The 23253-nt window shown below is 40.7% G+C and carries 14 protein-coding genes; 12 read left to right on the top strand and 2 right to left on the bottom strand.

What is annotated here, in order from left to right; genetic code table 11:
• Nucleotides 1–1045: 1045 nt before the first annotated feature.
• The 10 genes from ACFX5U_RS20705 (at nucleotide 1046) to ACFX5U_RS20660 (ending at nucleotide 13652) form a co-directional block, all read left to right on the top strand.
• Nucleotides 1046–1288 carry a helix-turn-helix domain-containing protein gene (locus tag ACFX5U_RS20705; RefSeq protein WP_400261973.1) on the top strand — a complete coding sequence of 81 codons (243 nt, stop codon included), beginning with the start codon at nucleotides 1046–1048 and terminating at the stop codon, nucleotides 1286–1288.
• Nucleotides 1289–1843: 555 nt separating this feature from the next.
• Nucleotides 1844–3004, top strand: a complete 1161-nt coding sequence (locus ACFX5U_RS20700) for a HEAT repeat domain-containing protein (protein WP_400261972.1) — start codon at nucleotides 1844–1846, stop codon at nucleotides 3002–3004.
• Between the two features lie 10 nt (nucleotides 3005–3014).
• Nucleotides 3015–4457, top strand: a complete 1443-nt coding sequence (locus tag ACFX5U_RS20695; RefSeq protein WP_400261971.1) for a glycosyltransferase — start codon at nucleotides 3015–3017, stop codon at nucleotides 4455–4457.
• Nucleotides 4423–7260, top strand: a complete 2838-nt coding sequence (locus ACFX5U_RS20690) for a tetratricopeptide repeat protein (RefSeq protein WP_400261970.1) — start codon at nucleotides 4423–4425, stop codon at nucleotides 7258–7260. Before ACFX5U_RS20695 ends, ACFX5U_RS20690 begins: the two co-directional genes overlap by 35 nt.
• Nucleotides 7247–9391: a DUF4838 domain-containing protein gene (locus ACFX5U_RS20685; RefSeq protein WP_400261969.1), complete on the top strand. Its 2145-nt coding sequence runs from the start codon at nucleotides 7247–7249 to the stop codon at nucleotides 9389–9391. The genes ACFX5U_RS20690 and ACFX5U_RS20685 overlap by 14 nt, the downstream gene beginning before the upstream one ends.
• Before the next feature lie 13 nt (nucleotides 9392–9404).
• Complete coding sequence (locus tag ACFX5U_RS20680; protein ID WP_400261968.1) at nucleotides 9405–9920, top strand: DUF1573 domain-containing protein; 516 nt, start codon at nucleotides 9405–9407, stop codon at nucleotides 9918–9920.
• 153 nt (nucleotides 9921–10073) lie between these two features.
• Nucleotides 10074–10481 (top strand): hypothetical protein, encoded by a 408-nt coding sequence (locus tag ACFX5U_RS20675; RefSeq protein WP_400261967.1) that lies wholly within the window; start codon nucleotides 10074–10076, stop codon nucleotides 10479–10481.
• An 81-nt stretch (nucleotides 10482–10562) separates the two neighbouring features.
• Nucleotides 10563–11825: a hypothetical protein gene (locus ACFX5U_RS20670; RefSeq protein ID WP_400261966.1), complete on the top strand. Its 1263-nt coding sequence runs from the start codon at nucleotides 10563–10565 to the stop codon at nucleotides 11823–11825.
• Between the two features lie 13 nt (nucleotides 11826–11838).
• Nucleotides 11839–12132, top strand: coding sequence for a helix-turn-helix domain-containing protein (locus ACFX5U_RS20665; RefSeq protein WP_400261965.1), 294 nt, complete (start codon nucleotides 11839–11841; stop codon nucleotides 12130–12132).
• Between the two features lie 257 nt (nucleotides 12133–12389).
• Nucleotides 12390–13652, top strand: a complete 1263-nt coding sequence (locus ACFX5U_RS20660) for a CotH kinase family protein (RefSeq protein ID WP_400261964.1) — start codon at nucleotides 12390–12392, stop codon at nucleotides 13650–13652.
• A 120-nt stretch (nucleotides 13653–13772) separates the two neighbouring features.
• Here the strand turns inward: ACFX5U_RS20660 and ACFX5U_RS20655 are convergent, their stop codons facing one another.
• Entirely contained in the window at nucleotides 13773–16502 is a 2730-nt protein-coding gene (locus ACFX5U_RS20655; protein ID WP_400261963.1) for a DUF5695 domain-containing protein, read from the bottom strand.
• Nucleotides 16503–16795: 293 nt separating this feature from the next.
• Here ACFX5U_RS20655 and ACFX5U_RS20650 point away from each other — a divergent pair, with 293 nt between their 5' ends.
• Together ACFX5U_RS20650 and ACFX5U_RS20645 are read left to right on the top strand one after the other, a co-directional pair.
• Nucleotides 16796–19855, top strand: a complete 3060-nt coding sequence (locus ACFX5U_RS20650; RefSeq protein WP_400261962.1) for a beta-L-arabinofuranosidase domain-containing protein — start codon at nucleotides 16796–16798, stop codon at nucleotides 19853–19855.
• 91 nt (nucleotides 19856–19946) lie between these two features.
• Entirely contained in the window at nucleotides 19947–20252 is a 306-nt protein-coding gene (locus tag ACFX5U_RS20645) for a hypothetical protein (protein WP_400261961.1), read from the top strand.
• Between the two features lie 128 nt (nucleotides 20253–20380).
• Here ACFX5U_RS20645 and ACFX5U_RS20640 read toward each other — a convergent pair whose 3' ends face one another.
• Nucleotides 20381–23125 (bottom strand): substrate-binding domain-containing protein, encoded by a 2745-nt coding sequence (locus tag ACFX5U_RS20640; protein ID WP_400261960.1) that lies wholly within the window; start codon nucleotides 23123–23125, stop codon nucleotides 20381–20383.
• Between the last annotated feature and the right edge of the window lie 128 nt (nucleotides 23126–23253).

Here is a 23253-nt window from a genome sequence, read left to right as displayed (position 1 = left end):
AATTGATGGGTAAGGTGTCATGTAATCGCTACAAAATTATATTATTCTTTGTTTTTTTGCCGTTAAAAACATAATTATTGTTCTATTTGTAAATTGAATTCGACCTAAAATGAAGTATACCAGATAGCATTAATCTTTGATATTTATAAAACGGGTTTCTTTTAAGATTAGTGTCATATTATAACTTACTTAATAATTATGCATGTTGTCCTATTGTTTATAGTTGTTTTTTTTGTAAATGTATATGGCATATACTATCAGCTGCAATTCAAGTATAATAAATCGAATCGGTTGGTCCTGTTAATTTTATTAATTGTCTTTTTGCAATTCCTTACTGGGTTATTGATTCGTTTTAGTTATCCTGCTTTTATTAATTTATTTTTGGCATTCCCCTTTAGTTTACTTTTTGGACCATTTATTTTTCTTTTATATAAGCAGTATATCAATGCTAGAATACCACAGAAGTACTATTTGCATTTCTTGCCGTTTTGTTTAGCGTTCAGTGTTTTTGTTTTTCTAGCTTACAATGCTCCTTTTAGGTACGAACACTATGATAAATTTTTTAGGTTCTCCAATATCCTATCGGCTATCATTTATTTGTCATATATCATCTGGATTGTATTTCGATTGGAAAAAATGGAAGCTTCTTTGATCAGGTTATTGAAAATATGGAAAAGGTTAATGATTCCTACATTTTTAATTATAATCTTCCTATTTTCTGTTATTCTTCTTCAATTAGAGGGAGGAGATTTAAACAGCTATCAGTGCATTAAGCTTATTTTCTTATTGTTACTGCTATTTCCTGTTATACAGTTCTCTTATCTGAAAACACCTCTCTTGGACGATTTATCAGCTATGCCACGTATTACTGCTGGAAAAAAACAAACAACAATACACGCTTTTAAAAATAGAGAGCCTGTTGTACTGCCCGTAGAAGTAGAATTTTTATACCGGAAAAAGGTCGAACTGTTTATCTTAGCTAAAGGATACCTCGATATTGATTTGAATAGAGAACAGTTTTGTAAGCAATTGGATATCAAAAAAAATGATCTGGGTCCTTTCCTTAAAAAATCTTACAAAACAAACTTTAATGGGTTTCATCAATCAGTTACGGTTAGTTTACGCATCGCGACTGCTCAGTCAAGAAGAGTTTGTATATACGATAGACGACCTCAGCTTTATCTGTGGATTTAACTCAAGAGCTTCTTTCTATCGTAATTTTATTACCGAATTTGGTTGCTCGCCCCATCAATACCGTACTACAGTACAACACGCCATAAAAAATTAATACTGCTTTTGCGGACCATCAGCTCCTTCCTTAAACTCTACCATCGTTCATGACTATTTATGTCATCTTGCAAAATGGCTACGGCTATAGTTTTCCTTGATTTAGCTTCATTTTTTTAATAATCTATTATTCTTTCCTAACTGTAGACAGGTTGATTTGGCATGTCGCGTGAACATGGGGTGGACATGGGGTGGACATTTCTGATTTTATACGATAACATGTCTCATATTAATTTAAAAAAGCTGATTTGGGTATCGGAAATATTGTCCTTTAACCGAAAACGTTCGAAAAACTCAATTGTAAAAAGTGCCTAAATGGCTCATATGGAGCGATTTGTTTTGTTTCTCATTTTTGTTTGTGCTTTGACTATAGTGTGGTTGGAAATGAGACATTATTTTCTATTTCAATCGGCATATTTGTCTTTGTATTAATCGAAATACCGAATCTATAACCAAATTTAAATGCAAAGTCATAAGGCCTGCTCGCATTCGTTTTAGATCAATGGTTAAAGCCGTGAACATATATTAAGTATTAATAAGACTAAAAAATTTCTTTATGTATTATGATTATTATCGCTATTACCTGAGCTACTTGAGCTCCTTGTACAATGGGTATCCACTGGTCGTTCGGATTACCGTTGTGATGGTTATATTTTTTGCCTTTGTTGTACTTTTTGGCATCGGGAGATTACTTTTTACCGGATATAAGCTGAACAAAGCTGCCAGTAGAAAAGACAAGATGGGGCAGGAATACCAGGATAAACTAACATTCATCATCAGTAGTGACATAAATTATGATGTGGAAGAGCTGGAAGAGCTTTTGGAGTTTGATCAAAAGAAGAATAAGTCCTGGAAGTTTGACCTTTTTACAGACCTTATTCTTGATGTACGCGATACGTTGGAGAAGAAACAAACACTGAATCTGATTAATTATAAAAACTGCTTAGAGGCAATGAAATTAATGCCTTTTTGGGAGAAAAGATTGCGGTCCTCGGAAATCAAGGTGCGTAAGAATGCCTTACAGACAGTTGGATTATTGAACAATGGGTTGAACACCGGACTTATTTCCAAATCCGTCTTTCATAAGAATAAACACCTGCGTAAGGCGGCTCGAAATGTACATACAGATCTGGATTCCTACAATCCTTTCCGCTTTATGGAGGAGAATTTTGATGAATCCTTTACCCAATTGGATAAAATCCGACTTCATGCCACCTTGGTGAAACGCTATAATGAAGGCAAGTTGCCCAATTTATTGCGCTGGATAAATAATTCTAAAAACAGCAATTATATCAGTTTCATTATTCAGGAAGTAGGTTTTTTTGAACAGTTTGAAGCGAGTCCAACACTTTTGGAAATGCTCGATAAACAGGAGCACCGGGATGTTCGCATGCAGATTATAAAGACATTGGGCAATTTGAGGTATACCACTTCAATACCGCATCTAACACTACGCTATGCCTTAGAATCGACCCCTATTCGAGAAGTTATTGTAAAAACTTTAGGGGTGTTGAGAGGAGAAGGTGGACTCCAATTTCTGTTGGATACGTATGATCATACCTATGATGATCATTTAAAGATCGTCATCGCGAGGTCGATCAGAAAGTATGGTCGGGAAGGAGATGAAAATTTACGTCGACTTCAAAATAAAGCAAAAGAGCAAGAAAAGGTAATCATTCGTCAAGTCTTTGCAGAGCAACTCATTATTAAAGCCTAATCCCATACATATGGTCTATTTTTTCTCATACCTCATTTATTTTTATGCTAGTGCGCTAACGTTGGTGTATTTAACACTCATGATCATGAGCTATTATAATACGTTAAGATACCGGTACCGCTATTCCAAAAAGGAAGAAGATTATCTTAAAAAATTTCCGGATGAAGCTCCTGGTATTTCGATCGTTGCACCCGCATTTAATGAAGAAGTGATTATCGTGGACAGTGTCCATTCATTGCTCCATCTGGATTATCCCAATTTTGAGGTGATAATCGTCAATGATGGCAGTAAAGATGAAACATTACCCCTGTTGATTGCCAATTTTGAATTGGAGGAAGTGCCCTATTATTATGTGTACAAGGTGCATTGTAAGCCTGTTACCCGTATTCTTAGGTCAACAAATCCGGATTACAGCAAGCTTGTTGTCGTAGACAAGATAAACGGCGGTACAAAAGCCGATGCGATGAATGCTGGGGTCAATGTGGCACAATATGATTATTTTATCAATACCGATGTGGATTGTATTCTAGCAGAAGATACTTTAACAAAAATCATTCTTCCGGTTCTGGATTCCGAAGAACAAGTGATTGCAGTTGGTGCAACCATGCGTATGGTGAATGGCTGTACCATTGAAAATGGACGGGTCACGCGTGCAAAACCACCGAACGCTTTGATCCCCCTATTTCAAGAGACGGAATACCTGCGCTCGTATCTGGTGGCTAAAATGGGTTGGTCGATGATTAATGCGATTCCCAATGTTTCTGGAGGCTTTGGCTTGTTCGAAACAAACGTCGTTATTGGGGCTGGAGGATTTGACTCGGGTTCGCATGCGGAGGATATGGATATGACCGTCAGGATGATAGCCTATATGCGAGAAAATAGAAAACCATACCGCATCGTGCAGTGTCCTTATACCTGCTGCTGGACGGAAGGACCTCCAAATATCAGTGTATTGAACAGGCAGCGGACACGATGGGGAAGAGGGATGCTGCAATTTATGATCGATCATAGACGCTTTCTTTTTAATAAGGATTATGGACGCCTGGGTTTCTTGGTCATGCCCTATATCTTGTTTTTCGAGTTCTTAGCCCCTATTATTGAGTTTGCAGGATTGTTGTTCCTATTGTTCCTCCTGTTTACCAATCAGATTAACTTCGATACGTTCTGGATGATGTTGCTCTATGCTTACCTCATTGGTTTCGCTGTATCTGTCATCACGATATCGTACGACCTAATCTTGGGGAAATTATACAAGAATTTTTCAGAATACCTCAAACTGGTGTTGTTTTCAGCATTTGAGGCCATACTCTACCATCCGCTAGTGGTTGTTTTTACACTTCGTGGATACCTTCAGTACTTAACCAGAAGAGACTTTAAGTGGGGTAAAATGACCCGTAAAGGATTCTCTCAAACTAATCATGCAAATACAGTTAGTGATGTTGAAAAGATTTAAATACGCAAGATTTATCGCTGTTTTTTTAGGGACGGTATATGGTTGCGCACCCTTATATGCACAACGTGCGCAGACAACGGTCGAAAGAAACGAAGAGGCGCAGCAGGTGAATGAGCTTTATAAAAGAGGGAAATGGGAAGAAGGAAGAAAATTAGCGGAGTCTAATCTGAAAAGTAGTCCCCGGGATGCCGATATGCGCATGCTTTTGGGGAAATATTACTTACACCATAAGGCTTTTGACAAGGCGCGGTATGAGTTGGTGAAATCTTTGGATTATGTGCCCAGCAATGTCGAATCTAAGCAGATGTTGGTGGCTGTAGAGACGGAGACGAAACGGTATTCCAGCGCCATTTGTTATATCAATGAGTTGTTGGAAGTCAATCCTTATTGGAAGGGCCTGTGGCGAAAAAAAATTGGCCTCTACCGGGATATGGGAAACCACGTCGAAGCCGATCGTTTATTGAAACGGATTTCGCAGATCTACCCTGAGGATGCGGAGCTGAAGACGGATCATACCTATGTGCTCCAACAGCGTTCTGATGAGGTACGGAAATCGGGGAAGATCGATCAATCGATAGCAATGGCCAAAAAAGTTGTCGATGAGAAACCTAGGCATGCGGATTCCTATTTGGCAGTTATCGACAATTATATCAAAGCTGGTGACTATAACAATGCTTTGGTATATTCAGAACGTGCTTTAAATCAGTTTCCAGGACATAGTCAGTTTATACAAAAAAAGGTAGCCGTATTGGAACAACAGCAGCGTTACCCTGAAATCTTAGATTTTTTAAACAGTCAGATGAAGGGAGGGGGATCCGTGGCTCTTAAAAATCAATACAGCTACTTCCTTCTTGAAGCTGCTCGGAATGCCAAAAATAATGACCCTGCTAATTTGTATGGAAAAATATTTGATGGATCCCCAGCTCATACAGAGGCTTTTAACCATGTTTTCAATCACCTCGTAGCGGTGCAACAGTATGATGAAGCGCTTCATGTCTTAGCGAAACACCGTAGTAGGGTTGGTAATCGAAAAGAACTCGACATGAAGGAGCTGATGGTCTATAAACGGATGGACAATCAAGCGAAAGTAGTGGGCTTAACGCGTGCATATTTTGCGAAATATCCAAATGATGTAGACCTGAGGGATGCTTATGTGGATATCAGCCTGCAGCGCGCCAAACAGAACTTACAGGACGGTCAGGTTGCTGCTGCGATCTTCGATTGGCAAGACGCTATTCAGTACGGCGACCCAGCGTCTATTGCGATTGCAAAGCAAGGTATTTATAATGCTTATATAACAGATAAGCGGTATGCGGATGCCATTGTGATACTCGACGAATTGCTGCTAGAGCAACCTGGTGATCGCGACATACGCAATAAGAAAGCAGATCTGTATTATAAACAGGGGCGTTTTGAGTATGCATTGATGCTTTATGCCCAGCTGATGGAGGGAGCTTCAGATTATGATAAGCCGCGTTATCTGATCAATTATGCTGAACTTGCAGCTCCTGTTGTCAAAGATTTGAGGGGAGATTACAAGATCGATCAAGCTCATGCCTTTGTCGAACGCTGGCTTGCGGTAGATCCGCATAATCAAGAAGCCTTATTGGCGATGATCAATATGAATGAGCAGCTGAAAGATTATGATGCCATGTTCCATTATGCCCAGATTGCAGCGTTTCAGCATAAGACTGATATGCTGTTTAAAATCAAGTTGGCTGAAGCGATGAACCACCAATCCGGGCAGCTCCCAGCATCGTGGGAATTGCTCCGCAATCAAGTCGTTGACCATGCCTATCATGAGCCTTTGGTCAAGTCATTTAGCAGTACGACAGCGCGGTATGCAGATACATTATTGAAACATAAAGACCATGCGCTGGCTTTATCGGTTATTGATACGGCACTGCGTTATGATGATAACAATAAGGGACTTAAATATACTAAAGGATTGGCTTTTGAGGGTCTTAAACAGTACGATTCGGCTTATTACTATCAAAAGTTTTATGACCCTTCACTCCTGGAGTTGAATGATTTTAAAGCCCATCTCCTTTATTTGAGCCAACGCTCGCATAAGAACAATGTAAGCATCGCTCATTTGCGGGCACGATATGGCGATAATTATGAAATATCAACGATTTCTTCTGTCGAATATAGCCGATCAACGGCTGCTGGGTCTTCTTATGTAGGTCGTGTACATTATGCTGGACGCGATGAAGGTAAGGGTGTGCAGGGACAGTTTGAATGGAACAAACCCTGGGCTGACCGCTGGAGTACACGAGCAGATATAGCCCTATCAAATAAGTATTTTGCACGATTTACAATCAATGCCGCTGCTCTTTATGTATGGAAGCCAACTTGGGAACTAGAGGGTGGGGTCGGCTATCGAAACTTCTTCTCTGGAGAAAATATGTTTAACCTGAACCTTGGTGCAACGAAGGATATAGGAGATTTTAAGTTGTCGGCCAAGCTAAATAACTATTATTTGAATGGACAGGGGAATGGGAACTATTTGTATAGTCTTGTGACTCGGGCTCAGTATTTTATGGCCAGCCCTAAGAACTACATCCTTGCGGTGGCTAGTGTGGGGAACTCGCCTGATAATGATTTGTTGGATTATCAATTGTACAATAGTTTTAATGTTTTCAATGCCATGGTTGGTGCAGGTGTAGGACACAGCATCACCCGTAATGTAAGTGCTAGCGTATTGGGGACATGGTATAATTTCCATACGGATAAATCGTTGGTCAATGCGCATTATCGTAACCTGTATAATTTATATTTTCAATTAAATGTCTCGTTTTAAGGTTGTTTTTATGCTCTTGATGCTGTCGATTTCGTCTACCGGATGCAATGGGAAGACCCGGGATTTTGATTTCAGTGTCTCCGATTATTTCCTGGTGTCCAATGGTGATAAGGGAAGTGCTGAAATCGCGGATTACCTGTATCATCATTTGTCCAAACGTATCGGAAAGAAAGATGACTTGCGGGTCGTGCGATCTGATGTTGAAGAAACCGTTGGCACAGGAAATAAGATTTATATCGAGCTGGTACCCGATCTGACGTCCGATTACGAAATCAGGAATGAAGCGCAAAGGCTATCGTTGTTTATCAAAGATAAGAAAACGGCCAAATGGTTGAGTTATATGTTGATCGATCGTATCGGGGACTACCATAAAACATTGGATGTGGGGGATCTACCACCAGCATATATCGATTTTTCAAGTGCTATTGTTCAATTTCCTTTGGTGTACCGTGAGCCTCACCTGTTACCCAATATGGAAGAAGATTACACAGGTGTCTTGGCGACAAATTCCATCGATCGCGATTGGGGACTGTGGGGACATCATATGGAGCAGATTTTTGCTGAGGGTACACCATCAGATGCGCTGGCTCTGGTCGATGGTAAACGGGTAGAAAACCAATATTGTTTTTCTTCTGCAAGTACCTTCGAAGCGGTCAGTAATTTTATAGTCGATCAACATGGTGCCGGGGATCTAGATCCGCAAAAATTTATGATCGCACCTGATGATAATGATCTGGTGTGCACCTGTGCGAAATGTGTCAAGTTGGGCAATACGACAACAAGTGCGACAGGGGCAGTGACCGATCTGTTGAATAGACTTGGTAACAAATTTCCCAAACATGATTTTTTTACCTTGGCTTATCGGACCACGTCAAGCGCTCCAACAGTAGCCATGGCTCAAAATACGGGAGTTTTTGTGAGTACCATTGATCTACCGAAAAGTGGGCAGTTGGATCTCAAAAGAAAAGAAGTGCAGCTTTTTATCGGGATACTACAGACCTGGAAGCAGAAATGTCCGCAACTCTATCTCTGGGATTATATTTCCAATTTTGATGATTACCTATCACCATTCCCGGTGTTGTCACGCGTTCAGACACAGTTGCCGTTCTTTATTGAGCAGGGTGTAAAGGGAGTTTTTCAGAACGGAAGTGGATACGATTATTCCCCTTTTGATGATGTGAAGACTTATGTGCTCTCGGCTCTGATGATGAATCCAAATGTGTCTATTCAAGAATTAGTGGAAAGGTTTTATAAACGATTCTATCCTAAAACAGGAACTATGTTGGCTTCCTATTATTTGGATCTGGAGCAGAGTAGCGCTGCCAAAGGAAAAGATATCGCTATTTATACGCCCTTTCGCTATGCGATGGCAAACTACTTGGATGGCGATAAGTTCATGAAGTGCTATCGGGACATGCAAGAAAAGGAGGCTTTAGCGCAAGGTGAGGAAAAAAGAAAAATAGGCATCCTGCTCACAGCATGGAGCTATAGTTACCTGCAAGTCTGCTATCATCAAGGTTTTTCAGGTACTCATTTCGTACCTGATGGACCGCATACTTTTAAGTTCGATGCAGCTTTGGAACAAGCATTGCTAAGGCTTGGAACTTTTCAACAATATGCCGAATTGACCAAGTATAAGGAAACGGAAGGGGAGCTTTCCATTTACAGGAACGAGTGGGAACAATTGAAGAAGACGGGCCTGCGTAAAGGGATTCCACTGACGCTTGGAGTGAGCAGTACGCTTAAGGGTGAACAGCTTGAAGAAGCGTCACTTTTGAATGACCAGATATTGGGCTTTGCTTCAGACTTTAATCAAGGATGGTTTCTGTCTGGCGAGGCAATTACGATAGCAGTTGATCGTATCGAACCTATTGCCGCGAAACAGGAACTGCGTATGCGATTTTTAATCAATGAGCATCACCGTATGCTCCCACCAGAAAGCGTAGCAATCTTTAAGAATGATGTGCTTGTCGCTACATTGACAAAGGACAGCTACCGGTACCAGGGCAATATTGCAAGCTTAGAGCATGCAATCGCGGTGGATTCAAAGGATAAATTACAGATTAGAATAAAGAAAAATACTAAAATTAATAATTCAGTTATTGCTTGTGATGAAATACAAATATTTTAAATTGATGTTATTTATGCTCTCATTGTTGTTGATGACGGGCTGTATGAATGTCTTGGATAAGAAGACCAGTTTGGAAGTGCAGGATAATGGACGACATTATTATCCAATTCTTGCGGGACAACTGAAGGATGTGTCTTTCAACTTGAAAAACACGGGTGAAAACCCCTTAATGATCACGGATATTATTACGTCTTGTGGGTGTCTTAAAGTAAACGGTGATGAAAAGGCATTTAGTATTCCTCCGGGTAAGGAACGGATGCTCACCTTAAGTTATAATAGTGCCAAAAACATAGGTTATGTCAAGCATTATATCACGCTTTATGGGAATTTTCAAAAAGCATCTCTTCAAGAAATTGTGTTTGATATCAATGTAGTGCCCAATGCGCTATACACCAAAGATTATGAGGAGCTGTATAAAGAGGAGGTTGATGCTCGTGGTGGAGTGGAGCGGTTAGTTGATGGGGACGAAAATAATAGGGGATATTATATGGACGAAGATTTTGCAAAAGCTATCCATCAAACGGATTAAACAAATGGGTAGCCATTCGTGAATTGACGCTTGTAATGAAGCGTGGGTGCCGTCTTGATTGTGTGTGTTTTTTGTACAATTTAGGTATATATTGTACTTTTAAGAAAACTGCAATGTGCAGCTTTATTTTAAGCTAAAAACACCTATTGAAGAATGACGGCAAATACCTATGATGCAAAGGCACTACTTGGAGCTCTGATGGAGATAGAGTATCGATTGGATGAAACGATAAATGAACATTGTCCATCCTCAGAATTAACATTTGATGGTGATCTGGACAAGGCACTGAATGACTTTTTGGGCAGGCGTGAAGTTCATGGAAATGAACAAGGATATTTGTTATCGCAGCTCGCATTGCTGCACTTGAGAAAAGAATTTGCAAAGGCAAAGGGTACGGTTGTAGAATCGAATAATCTCAGAGCAGTACACGATTATCAGAAATCGAACCCTGATATGCTACAGGCTAAATCAAATCAGAACGGTAAACAACGCTGGATAATTGGATTCAGCATGGTACTGTCGGCTTTGATAGGTTGGCTCGTAGGGACAGGAATGAGTTAATAGTCGTGATAAAAGGATAGAAGTGCTGAAGGATCGGGTTTTCAATTAAAAGATTGTACAGCATATTATTGAATTTTTAAAATGAGATTTTTTTTAATATTATTGACGCTTTTGGTCTCTAATTATTATGTTTTTGGTTTAGAAAATACAGATTTTAATCAAAGGTATGAGGAGGTGTCGGTATCATTGGTAGCGACCGATATCAAGCAAGCGCAAATCGTTGCAGACTCTCTTGGTACTGTTGCGGTAAATGATGAGCAGCGTATCAGGGCAAATATGCTATCGGCTAACCTGTATTTTGCAACAGGGGATGTCGGGGATGCCATCATGCATGCCATGAAAGCAAATCAAATTGCGACTACAGCACTCAATACCAACTGGCAGGCAATCACATCGGGATTTCTAGCCACTGCTTTTCGGGGAATCGGACTGTTACAGGCGTCGGAGCGGTATTTGACGATTTCGCAAAAAGCGAATGAACAGGCTACTCAAGGGCCGATGTATATCCTGACGAAAATTAATTTATTGCACGAGCGTGTTTTTCATAAATTTAATAGCAAGGATTATACCGCTGCCGAAATCATTTTGCAGGAAACCCGTAAATTGATCGTTCATGATACGAAGGAGAGTAAAAAAGGGGTACTGATCAAAGCGACAAATAGTCAATTATTGGGATATTGCTATTTGCACCTCGGTCAATTAGCGCTAGCGGATGAGATGTTGCAGGAAACCCTCCAGCTCTTAGGTGATGTAGAATCCAACCTACAACCTTATACCTATCGGACAATAGCGGAGGTCGAGATGAAGAAAGGAAATTTACAAAAGGCATATGAGTATCTCAATTTAACCTTGCCCTATCTGAAATCTGCAGAGGTGCAAGAACTTAAGATGCTGGTGTATCAGTCTTTTGCGACTTATTATCTACAGGTTGGAGATTTAGAGAAATCGAATGCTTATAGCTTGAAAGCATCAACTTTAGAACAGAGCAGGGCCAATCTGGCATATGAAGTTTCCGACAAATTATTCGAAAATCTGACGAACATTAAAGAAGATTATAAAAACAGATATAAAGTCGTGATTACCCTCGCGCTTTGTCTTGTTTTTGGTATGATTACCATTTTGATCTACCTGTATCTATTAAAAAATAGACAAAAAGCCAAGTACAATTTACTGCAAGAAAAGCTGGTGGAAATGGACAGTATACCGGTAGGAAATGTTGCTCCACTCCAAGAAAATAGACCTGAGGTGGATCTGAAAATAAAAGATATCCAGATTTCTGAAGATACCGAAGCACGCTTATTGAAAGGCTTCATTGAACAGGAGGCTGCACAGTTTCTTTCTTGAAAAAAGTGTTTCCTTGAATTCTCTTGCGCTCATACTCCAGAGTAATCAACGTTACGTGTCCTATATCATCCATAAATATCGGGGCAAAGATTTCTATGCCTATATACAGATGAAACGAATCGAATTTATAGTCGCCAGCTTAAATAAAGACAGCGCATTGTTGGATTATAAGTTATCACATCTTGCCGAGATGAGTGGTTTTTCTAACCCCAGTAAGTTTTCCATTGCTTTTAAAAATGAAATGGGAATTCCACCTTCAGCATTTGTCCATCTGTTGAAAAATGATCAATCTTCAACCATACGCTAATAAAGGACGTTTAACTCGAAATTTATTTTTTAGGAGAGCGACTGCTTCATAGGTGGTCAGGTATAGTGACAAGGAATTATGGATACTAAGATTGCGAAAACCTGATCATGGACCAAATGCGTCAGATCAGCGAGTGAGAAATAAGGGGCGGAATAGCTCCTGTAAAAAGATGGTCATTAACGAGACTTTTGATGGAGTCCATATATAGAAACAACATCGTTAATTGAATTATAAAAAATGAATTAATCCAATAGGGTATGGAAAAAATCAACTCGAGTGTAAGTGAATTTTTAAGCGGTATGTTCCTGCTATTCATTCTGATAGCTTCGTGTACAAAAAAAACGGGTAATGATGTGGAGATTGATGATATCGAAGAAATACCAGAACTGAATGAGGATATACCAGCTGTAGTTCCACATATCTTTATCTATATCGATGGCGAACAGGAAGTCATGGATAAAGAAGTCTATCTGAATGCAGCAATCAAAATTGAAGGGTACAATAAATATAAGGACCTTGAAACGGTAAAAACAAGGATTAAGGGGAGAGGGAACTCGACATGGTTAAAGCCCAAAAAGCCCTATCGGTTGAAGCTGGATAAAAAAGCGACGCTTTTTAATCTCCCAGAGGCAAAGGATTGGGTCCTTCTGGCCAATTACAACGATTATACTTTGATGTGCAATGCGGTTGCCATGAAAATTGGGCGGCAGCTGGGGCTTCCTTATACCCACGATATCGTTTCCGTAGATCTGACCGTAAATGGTGTTTACCGCGGTAATTACAATTTGACACAGCAGGTAGAAATTCATGAATACAGGGTGAATGTTGGCGATGATGGTATTTTATGGGAGCTTGATAGTTATTTTGATGAAGAATGGAAATTTAAGTCGGATCATCTCAATCTTCCCGTAATGCTAAAGGATCCTGATCCCGAATCAGAATCTCAATTCGATACTTGGAAGAATGAATTCCAAAATTTTGAAAACCTGTTGTACGCTAAAGATTTCCCTAAGAATTCCTATAGTAAGGTGTTTGATAAGCAGCAATTTGTAAATTTCCTGATTGTAAACATGCTGGTCGGTAACCACGAAATAGGCCATCCTAAAAGTGTGTATATGCATAAGCGCTCGGGAGGGAAATTTACCATGGGCCCTATTTGGGATTTTGATTTTGCATTTGGTTTTAGTGAAGAGCACGATAGAACCTACTTCAACTATGCTGATCTCAATCTGATTAGGGAGAATGACAGCAGAATAGGGGCTGAATTTTATAAGAAAATATTGAAAGACCCCGAGGTGAGGGTGCTGTTCAATAAGACTTGGAAAGTATATAAAAACCAGAAGTTTGAAGAGTTGATGCAATTTATTGAAGTCTTTGCCTCAGAAATAAGAGAATCGCAAAAAAGGGATTATGAGCTATGGAAAATCGGTAATAACAATATGGGTGTAAACAAAGCTGGAATGAAATCTTTCCTCAGAAAACGCAGCCAAGTTATTGATCGTTATATCAGAACACTATAGCTTAGGCTATCGTGTTGCCTGTATATTGCTGTTTTTTTTAAGTACTGTAAAAGACTGTGGTTAGCCTAAGCTAACCACAGTTGAATGCTTGTTTTCGGGTGAAAACGCAATACGAGCATGTTACTTTATTTTTTTTAACGTTACGGTATTCGTGGTTGCAGGGATTGCATAGCGATTTAGATTATCCTTTTTGATACTTTCAATCTCATAACCGCTTTCAGGGTTAATATTGAGCAGCACGTTAGGGATCATTGTTGCTTTATCCGTATTCAGTTTTAAGACGATACTTTTATCTGTTAGATTGTAGCTTAGTGTTTCGATCTCTCCAGCATCAGTAGTCATCCAAAGATTTTCCTTTGCTAAGAAAACACGACCTTTGGAAGCTGTTTTTACAGTAACTGTCACTGTTTTTTTATCCGCTTGAATATTCCCACTAAATGCCAACCAGCCAAATTCTGGATGTTCGATAATGTAGGTTCCCGAATTTATGGCATATCCATAAAATCCGGTACCATAATCACCTGATATGCCATCGTTGGCTAAAGTAGAAGGGTAAGAATGGAATGCTGCAGGACCGAAACCGTCTGTTGTTACATTAGCCAATGCACCCATCATGCCTGCATGTCCAACACGAAGGAGGTAGAAATCATCCGGATTATCGCGGTAAGCCGTCAGCACGGGAATGGCATTGAGTGCCGATCCATAATGATGCAATTGACGTTCGATACGAGATAATTTTCCGCCATATACAAAATCCCAATAGCGACGAGCACTACCGTTGTACCCCCAGTGTGGCACTGTAGGCATGTAAGCAAGAATAGCGTGTAGCGTTATTTGCGCTTTTTCGTCAAATCCAAAGTAGCGCGACCAGAGGTAGACTTCTTCCTGACCTGTCGAATCCCAGGGCATTTCGCTGCCAAATGGATAGGCCAGGGTCTTCCAATGTTCGGCGCGTTGACGCATCGCCGATTCCAGTTTGTTGGCTTTATCTATCATGCCCTCTTTGCGTAAATCATGGAGGATAAGCAGAAATATACTCCCTTCCATTTGTCCAAATTGTGCGTAATAAGGTGCTTTTTCAATCATGGCCATGCCCGTATTAAAAGCCCTGTCCAAATACGTATCCCAGCTTTCCTCTTGCACGAGGTTTTGGTAATCTTTAGCAAGTCGGTACATCACCCAATGAGCTGCTGCAACGTGTGGATAATTATAGGAACGCCCAATGTCGTCCGCTTCTTTTTTTGACCATGCAGACCAAGTCTTCCAATTGATATCGGTATGGTAAGTGCCTGCTGGCATGGAATCTGGCTCGTAGTAGAATAAACTTTTGACGACCCCATATTTTTTATCACCATCCTTGTGCTGGATACGACCATACATCGTTTCATTGACAAAGCGTTTTAGTTTGGCGATTTCGGCAGGATTGGGCTGTACCACCTGTTTCATGATAGCAGCTAACCAACTTGCGGCACCAGCTTCATCGCTTAAGCCTGCGTACCAAGCACGTTTCTCTTGCGTGACTAGTTTTTTATCTTCATCATCATAGGAGATGACGGATGGAGAGCGGCCGAAAAGATCGTTGTCGTTGTCGTACCATTGGGTTGTGGTGAGGAAATTACCCAGATCATTGACCACATCTTTTTCAGACTTGATGACCTTGTAATGTATCGTTTGTTCGATACCATCTGCATACGTTAGGGTCACGCGTGCTCGGCCCCATTGATTGCCTTTTACTTCATATTGATGCCAATGGTGAGGCGTATCCTTTCGTTTGGATATGGTCAGTGCTCCCTCCGGATATACCGTAATATTTTTGATGGCCTGGCTGTGTTTGATAAATAGCTTGACCGGGTTATCTAAGGGTACTACATAGCCAGGAGCACCTACGACCACGGGTCTATTGTTTTTCAAAAGCGCGCTCTCAATTTCTTTAATACTTGGAGCAAGTACAAATTTGAGCGCGAATGTTTTAGATTCGTGAGGTTTCAATACGGTAGAAGTAGGTGTGTTCCATTGATCAACCCCTTTCCATTCCGTTTCTGCATGTGCTTTGCTGTGAATCGTCCATTCGTGGAAGCCTTCGAAAGTGATGCTTCTAGGTGTGGGGTCTGTATGGAGTGGGTTGTAGGCCTCAAAGCCAGCATTTTCATACGGTAGCACTAATAAGCTAGGTCCTCTTCCATGTAAATGGTTGACTTGCATATAGCCTGCATCTTTCCCGATATAAGGGTCGAAGAATACATTTTGAGCATGAGCTTGGTTCAGGTCTTTCCAGTCCATATTGTTGTTGAAGGGGAGGGGAATGCCTAAGGAGCCAATTTCAATGGGCTGATCAAGAGGATTTGTGATTTGAAAACTTAATATCAGATCGCCGCCGATATTCTGCCAACTGCGGATCACCTTCAAGGGGATATCTCCCAATGTTGGTGTCATGTCTGCAGCAGCTAAGGATGGTTTGACGGCCGTGGTTTCGATGACATTTTTACGGTCCTTGGCCGAAGAATATTCCGACCATTGTGTTTCTCCTTGACGTTTTAGACTGATATTGATATCGCCAATATGAAAAAAAGCGTTACGATCTCTTTTAGTAAGCATTTCAACCGGAGTATAGTCGAATGCCGAATCTCCATCGCTTTGTTGAAAGGCCGATAAAGTCTGCGAGCTGTTGAGCACTTTTATTTTCAATTTGTCCAACACAAAGCTTTTGTATCCTCCAGCTATACCTAGCGTAGCGGGTTGTTTTTTAGTCGCCTGCCACACGGGGTGTTCATCCTGTTGACTGAATGCTAGGGGGCTATTTTGGAGATATAATAATGTAAATAGGAGGTAACAACTTTTTTTCAGATTCATGCCACAAGGTTTATTGATTAATTATGCGAATTTATTATACGTAAACGTATACAAATTTGAAGCATTAAAGCCTTTTTTAACCAACATATTTTGACATAATACAGCACTTTATTGACATAAATCGAAATATTGCTTGTATTGTAAATACTTAAATCATAAATTGAGTGTGCAAATGACATTTATTGAAGACCACACGCTTTAAAAAAAATAAATTGATTCATGCGTAAACTAACCGAGTGTACCTTGTTTATTGTAGCCTTTAAACCTATACACTCATTAATAATGATATGCTAATGAAAATGTACACAACTTTTTTACGTGTGATGCTGTTTGTCACCGTGTTATCCAATGGAATTGTCACGGTACAGGCACAAAGTGGAGACCAGGTATTGGACGGTATCAGCGAAACGGGGATGATCGCACGTTATGTCTTTAATGGGGACTTGAAAGATTGGTCACGAAATAATTTGCATGCATTACACCGTAAAGAGGCCAAATTTGTCCAAGATAATCGGTTTGGAAAGGTGTTGTCGCTATCTGGTGCAAGTCATGATTTTATTCAACTTCCAGCGGATGCCTTAACCAATATGGAGTCGCTCAGTATCTCTGGTTGGGTATACCTTCGTTCAGAGAAACTAGGACAATCTTTCTTTGATTTTGGAAAAGATGCTACACAACATTTTTTTGCTGCTCCTGTTGGAACGGCAGCTCAAGCTGGTTTTCAAAGTTTGATAACGGCGGGGAAGAGTGATCATAAGGGAGCGGTTTCGAAGGCTATTGAACTAAATAAGTGGGTTTATCTCGCCATTGTTATCGATATTCCCTCAAAAACAATGACCACCTACGCGAATGGTATTCCTGTTGGCCAATCCCAAGATATTCCCAAGGAGTTGACAGAAGTGTTTGGCCCTTCTGGAGAAAAGAATCAACTCTATATCGGAAAATCGCTGTTATCAGGAGCTCCGAATCTGCAAGGAATGCTCCATGATTTTCGTATTTACCGTGTTCCCCTAAGTAAAAATCAGATTGCAGGGATTTACAATAATTTAAATAGCGGAGTCAGTAATCGTGCGGTAAATGTGCGGAAGACAGAAGAAAATCTTCCCGAATTTCCCTTAAGCCAATCGCAACTTTATAACGCTTATCTCACGGCTGTAAATGATGTAGAAGTAGAAACCGCACTGGGTGATCTGCCACGATTACCAAGTTATGTTCAAGGAACCTATAAAGAAGGGGTGGTTGGTCCAAAAGTGCGTGTGCTATGGCCTTCTCCTGATGATAATAGCACTGTTCTTGAAGCGGGGCGCTATACGATTACAGGACGAGTCCCAGGGACAGATTTACATCCAAAAGCAATAGTCACCGTGAAGGGGGGAAATAAATCTGCTGCACCAAGTTTAAAATTAGCACCCTTTGATCTGCGTGAGGTTTCGCTCAATACCGATGCACAGGATCAGGAAACTAAATTTATTGAAAATCGCAATAAATTTATAAACACATTGGCCAATACCGATCCTAATTCCTTTCTCTATATGTTTCGAGATGCCTTTGGGCAGCAGCAACCTGCAGGAGCAAAACCACTAGGGGTATGGGATAGTCAGGATACCAAACTCCGAGGACATGCTACAGGTCATTACTTGACAGCAATAGCCCAGGCATATGCCAGTACGGGTTATGACCAGGCTATTCAAGCAAATTTTGCTAAAAAAATGGACGATATGGTCAATACTTTATACGAATTGGCGCAATTATCAGGCACCCCAAAACAAGCTGGTGGCACCTCTATTTCGGATCCAACAGCTGTACCTTATGGTCCAGGAAAAACAACGTATGACTCCGATTTGAGCCAAGAGGGAATTCGCACCGACTATTCGAATTGGGGAAAAGGTTACATCAGTGCTTATCCTCCAGATCAATTTATTATGTTGGAAAAAGGAGCAAAGTATGGTGGGCAGAAAAACCAGGTATGGGCCCCTTATTACACCTTGCATAAAATTTTAGCGGGCTTGATCGATATTTATGAAGTGAGTGGCAATGAAAAGGCGCTTCAAGTGGCGACAGGTATGGCCGACTGGGTATATGCGCGTTTGAATCAATTGCCAAAGGAAACCTTGATCCAGGTATGGAATACCTACATTGCTGGTGAATTTGGGGGTATGAATGAGACCATGGCCCATTTATACCGCATCACCAAGAAAGAGCACTACTTGAAGACAGCGCAATTGTTTGACAATATCGATATGTTCTTTGGCGATGCACAACATACACATGGATTAGCTAAAAATGTCGATACGTTTCGCGGGTTGCATGCCAATCAGCATATCCCTCAAATCGTAGGGAGCATCGAAATGTACCAGGTTTCCAATTTACCAGAGTATTATCGGGTAGCAGACAATTTTTGGTATAAGGCTGTGAATGATTATATGTATAGTATAGGTGGAGTAGCAGGTGCTCGAAATCCCGCCAATGCAGAGGTGTTCACGGCAGAGCCAGCAACCTTGTACGAAAACGGTTTCTCTGAGGGTGGACAGAATGAAACCTGTGCCACTTATAATATGCTTAAATTGACCAGTAACCTGTTCCTTTTTGATCAACGAGCAGAATACATGGACTATTACGAACGTGGATTGTACAATCATATCCTTGCTTCGGTAGCCGAAAAAACGCCTGCAAATACATACCATGTACCGCTTAGACCCGGGGCTATCAAGCAATTTGGAAATCCGGATATGACCGGATTTACGTGCTGTAATGGTACCGCTATAGAAAGTAGTACGAAGCTGCAAAATACCATCTATTTCAAGAGTAAAGATGATAAGGCGCTTTATGTCAACCTATACGTGCCATCCACGTTGCATTGGACAGCGCGTGAAGTCACGGTGGAGCAGACCACCAGTTTTCCAAAGCAGGACCAGACACAGTTGACGATAAAGGGGAATGGAACATTTGATATTCATGTCCGTGTACCGAGTTGGGCTACAAAAGGATTTTATGTTAAGATCAATGGTGAAGATCAAAAAGTGCAGGCTACACCGGGTAGTTACCTGAAGTTGAGCCGCAATTGGAAAAATGGTGATCAAATAGAGCTGAAGATGCCTTTCCAATTTCATTTAGACCCTGTCATGGATCAACAGAACATCGCGAGTTTGTTTTATGGACCGATATTATTAGCCGCACAAGAGCCTGAAGCAAGAAAAGAATGGCGTAAGGTGACTTTGGATGCCCATGATATCAGCAAATCAATTGAAGGAAACCCACAAAAGTTGGAGTTCCGTATTGACGGTGTGGATTTTAAACCTTTCTATGATACCTATAGCCGACACTCTGTTTATTTGGATGTCACGTTGCAATAGTCTTTTATGTTATTAAAGTCGGGGGCACTATCTTTCCGAAAATTGTCTTGTAAGACAAGTAATAATTTTTCACCATTAAATAGAATAAACCATGATCGTAGTTCAAGTAAGTTATACGGTAGAAGCTGGATATGTAAATACAAATAAGGAAATGATACAGAATTTTCTGACGGACTTTAAGAAGTTGGACAGTACGCAATTTGTGTATTCCGTTCATCAATCTGAAAATGATAACACATTTGTCCATATCTCACAGTACAAAAATAAAGATATACAACAAGTGGTCTTGAACATGCCAAGTTTTCTTCATTTTCAGCAGGAGCGAGATAAAAATTTATCTTCTGATCCAAAAATAGAAGTGTTGCGGTATATTGGGGCATCCAGAGAACTATTTTAACATGTACCTACGAATAGGTCTTCACTCTTTCTAACTTGAAGTCGCATATTGCGACTTCAATGTTTGATATGCGAGGTCGCCTAATAGCAAGTCGGGAGCGTAATTGGGTACATAGTAAAATTCCAGCTTTATTTAAGCTGTTCCTTCTTAAATGTAGAGGGTGTCATTCCGCAGTGCTTCTTAAAAGCTGAAGTAAAATAGGCTGACGATGAAAATCCTACTTTTTCTGCGACCTCATTGACGTTAAATCCGGCTATGATCAGGTGTTGTGCCTTTTTTATACGGCGTTGCAGTACATATTCATTGACACTACATTGGAGTAATGTTTTCACTTTTCTATAGAGTTGTACGCGAGATAGCTGAAGTTCCGAGCTAATGTCCTCTACACTAAGTTTTGCATCTGATAAGCGCGTTTCCACGACAGCAGAAAGGCTGTTGAGAAAACGCTTGTCATGCTCCGAGTGGTCACGACTTAATGCATCGGTAGGCTCAATTTCGCTGATGTAACGCTGCTTGAGTTCCCTGCGTAAGTATAATAGATTTTCGATGACCGCTTTGAGGTGATCGGGACTGAAAGGCTTGGTCAGGTAGGCATCGGCCATCGCTTTGACTCCTGCTATTTTGCCTTCATCAGAATTGATCGCAGTCAACAATACGATCGGAATATGTGATGTCTGTGCATCAAATTTGAGTCTTTTCAATAAGTCAATGCCACTTTTATCCGGTAGCATCACATCACTCAGGATAAGATCTGGATATTTGCTCGTAGCAATCTGTACCGCACGGTCATAATTTTCGGCAGTATAGATATTATAGTCTTGCTTCAAGAGGTCCTTCAAAAATATGCGGATATCAACATGGTCATCGATGATCAGTATGGTGGGTAACTTGCTGGATGTAAAGCAAACGTCTTCCTCTATCAAATCTGAGGTATAGGCTGGTAAGCTTTGATTTGATCCGCTTGGTATGGCAGGCTTCGCTGGCCCACGTTCATCCTCACGGAGATGGAGATAACCTATAGGAAGGCGTATCGAAAAGCAGGAGCCTGCATGTAGTGTACTGCTTACCGTAATCTCTCCGTGATGTAAGTGGACGATTTCTTGTACATATGAAAGTCCGATTCCTGAACCATCGGGATTGTATCCGCCTTGGAAAAAGGGGTCAAATACCTGGTCTATATGCTCCGGACTTATGCCTCGTCCATTATCGGTGACGCGTAAATAAACATAGTCATCCAATGGATCACGCTCAAGAAGGACCGCTATTTGACCATTTTTTTCGGTGAACTTGAACGCGTTGGACAACAGGTTGGACATCACCTGTTCCCAAAGGTATTCATCTAACCAAAGCTCTTTCAGCTGTGCACGATTCGTATAGGATACAGCTATCCGGTTCTGGATCGAAAGCGGTTTAAATGTCGCGATGACCTGCTGTATAAAAGCGTCTATCTGTACCGGAGTGGTCTGTAGACTAATCTTAGATTTGGATATCTTATGGATATCGATCAGCTCATTGATCAACTGGAGCAATTTACTTGAATTTCGTTTGATGCGGTGTAATTGCTCCTTCGCATTTTGAGTGATCCCTTTTTCGTTCAGCATTTCTTCTACAGGAGCAAGGATCAAGGTTAAAGGAGTCTTGAACTCATGGGATACATTGGTGAAGAAATTACTTTTTGCATCGGCAGCTTTTTTAACTTCTTCGCTCAGGTCGATCAATTGTTGCTGTTGCTGTAAGATTTCCCTATTCTGGGTTTCAAGGTCTTTGTTTTTATTCAGATTGCTCTTGATTACAATAATGGATACACCTCCAAAGACAACGGCCATGACTAAACTGATAATGAGTATATTGAGGATAGATTTTTGGTCGTTGTAAATTTTATTTTGCTCCGTAATCAATGCTTGCTGCTTGTCGATATCGGCCTGCTGATCCTGTATTTTATCAGATTGCAGCGTCATCAGCTGCGAATTATTACTGTCGATAACCAGTGTACCCAGTAAGTTGTCGCGTTGATAAGGTTTTTTTTGAAGAATCGCTACAGCAGTTCTGATGGCTTCTGCTCCTCCTGTAGGGTAAAGCATCGAAGCCTGGATATGGTTATTGTTGATCTGCTCCAATCCATTACCTGGTCCAGGTAGTGCATCTACACCGATAATGATCGTATTGGTTCCTAGAGCAAATTGCGTCAAGCTTTCTCGGACACCCAGTGCCATCTGGTCATTGAATGCAAAAATCAGGTCGCTATTTGCTAAGTGCTTGATATTGGCGTGTGCTACGGCGCGCGCTTTTTCTCTTTCCCATTGACCTTCCAGTACATGTTCTATTTTTATATGTGGATAGTCCCTTAAGGATTCTCGGAGTCCTCTTTCACGCTCTATGGAGGCTGATGTACCTTTTAATCCAGTAACGATCGAAATATTGCCTTTACCATGGAGTGTATTGATGATGTATTTACCTGCCAGGTTACCAATAGCGATATTATCTGCCCCAACATAAGCATTGTATAGGTTGGAGGAGGTCTTTCGGTCGATGACAATAACAGGAATATTCTGTTGATAAATGGCGTTGACAATAGGAGCCAGTGGTTCGGCTTCATTAGGTGATACGATCAGCAGATCGATATCTTGCTTTAGAAATTTTTTAATCTGCTCGATCTGCAGCAGATTATCTCCTTTTGCATCTGCGTATAGTAGCGTGGCATCCGGATGAAAGCTAAGTTCTCGTTTCATTTCCTGCAACATGGTTTGGCGCCAAGCATCTGTACCGATACATTGCGAGAAAGCGATGGTATATTTCTTTTTGGTCGGTTGTTGCTGACAAGAAATGAAAAGCATCATCGACAAGATGAACAAGGATATTAAACTTTTAGGCATGGCTCATTGGTGATATACTAAAGCCAATATACATATTTTTATTTTTTGGTGCTATCTGATTCATCCTTAGTGTATAAAATACAGTATCTGGATTGGAGATGATAATGAATCAAATTTGATTTTTTTTG

The organism is Sphingobacterium sp. SG20118 (assembly GCF_044740685.1).
GTDB lineage: Bacteria > Bacteroidota > Bacteroidia > Sphingobacteriales > Sphingobacteriaceae > Sphingobacterium.
Note: the sequence above shows the minus strand (reverse complement) of the source record. Positions and strands in the feature narration are given on the sequence as shown.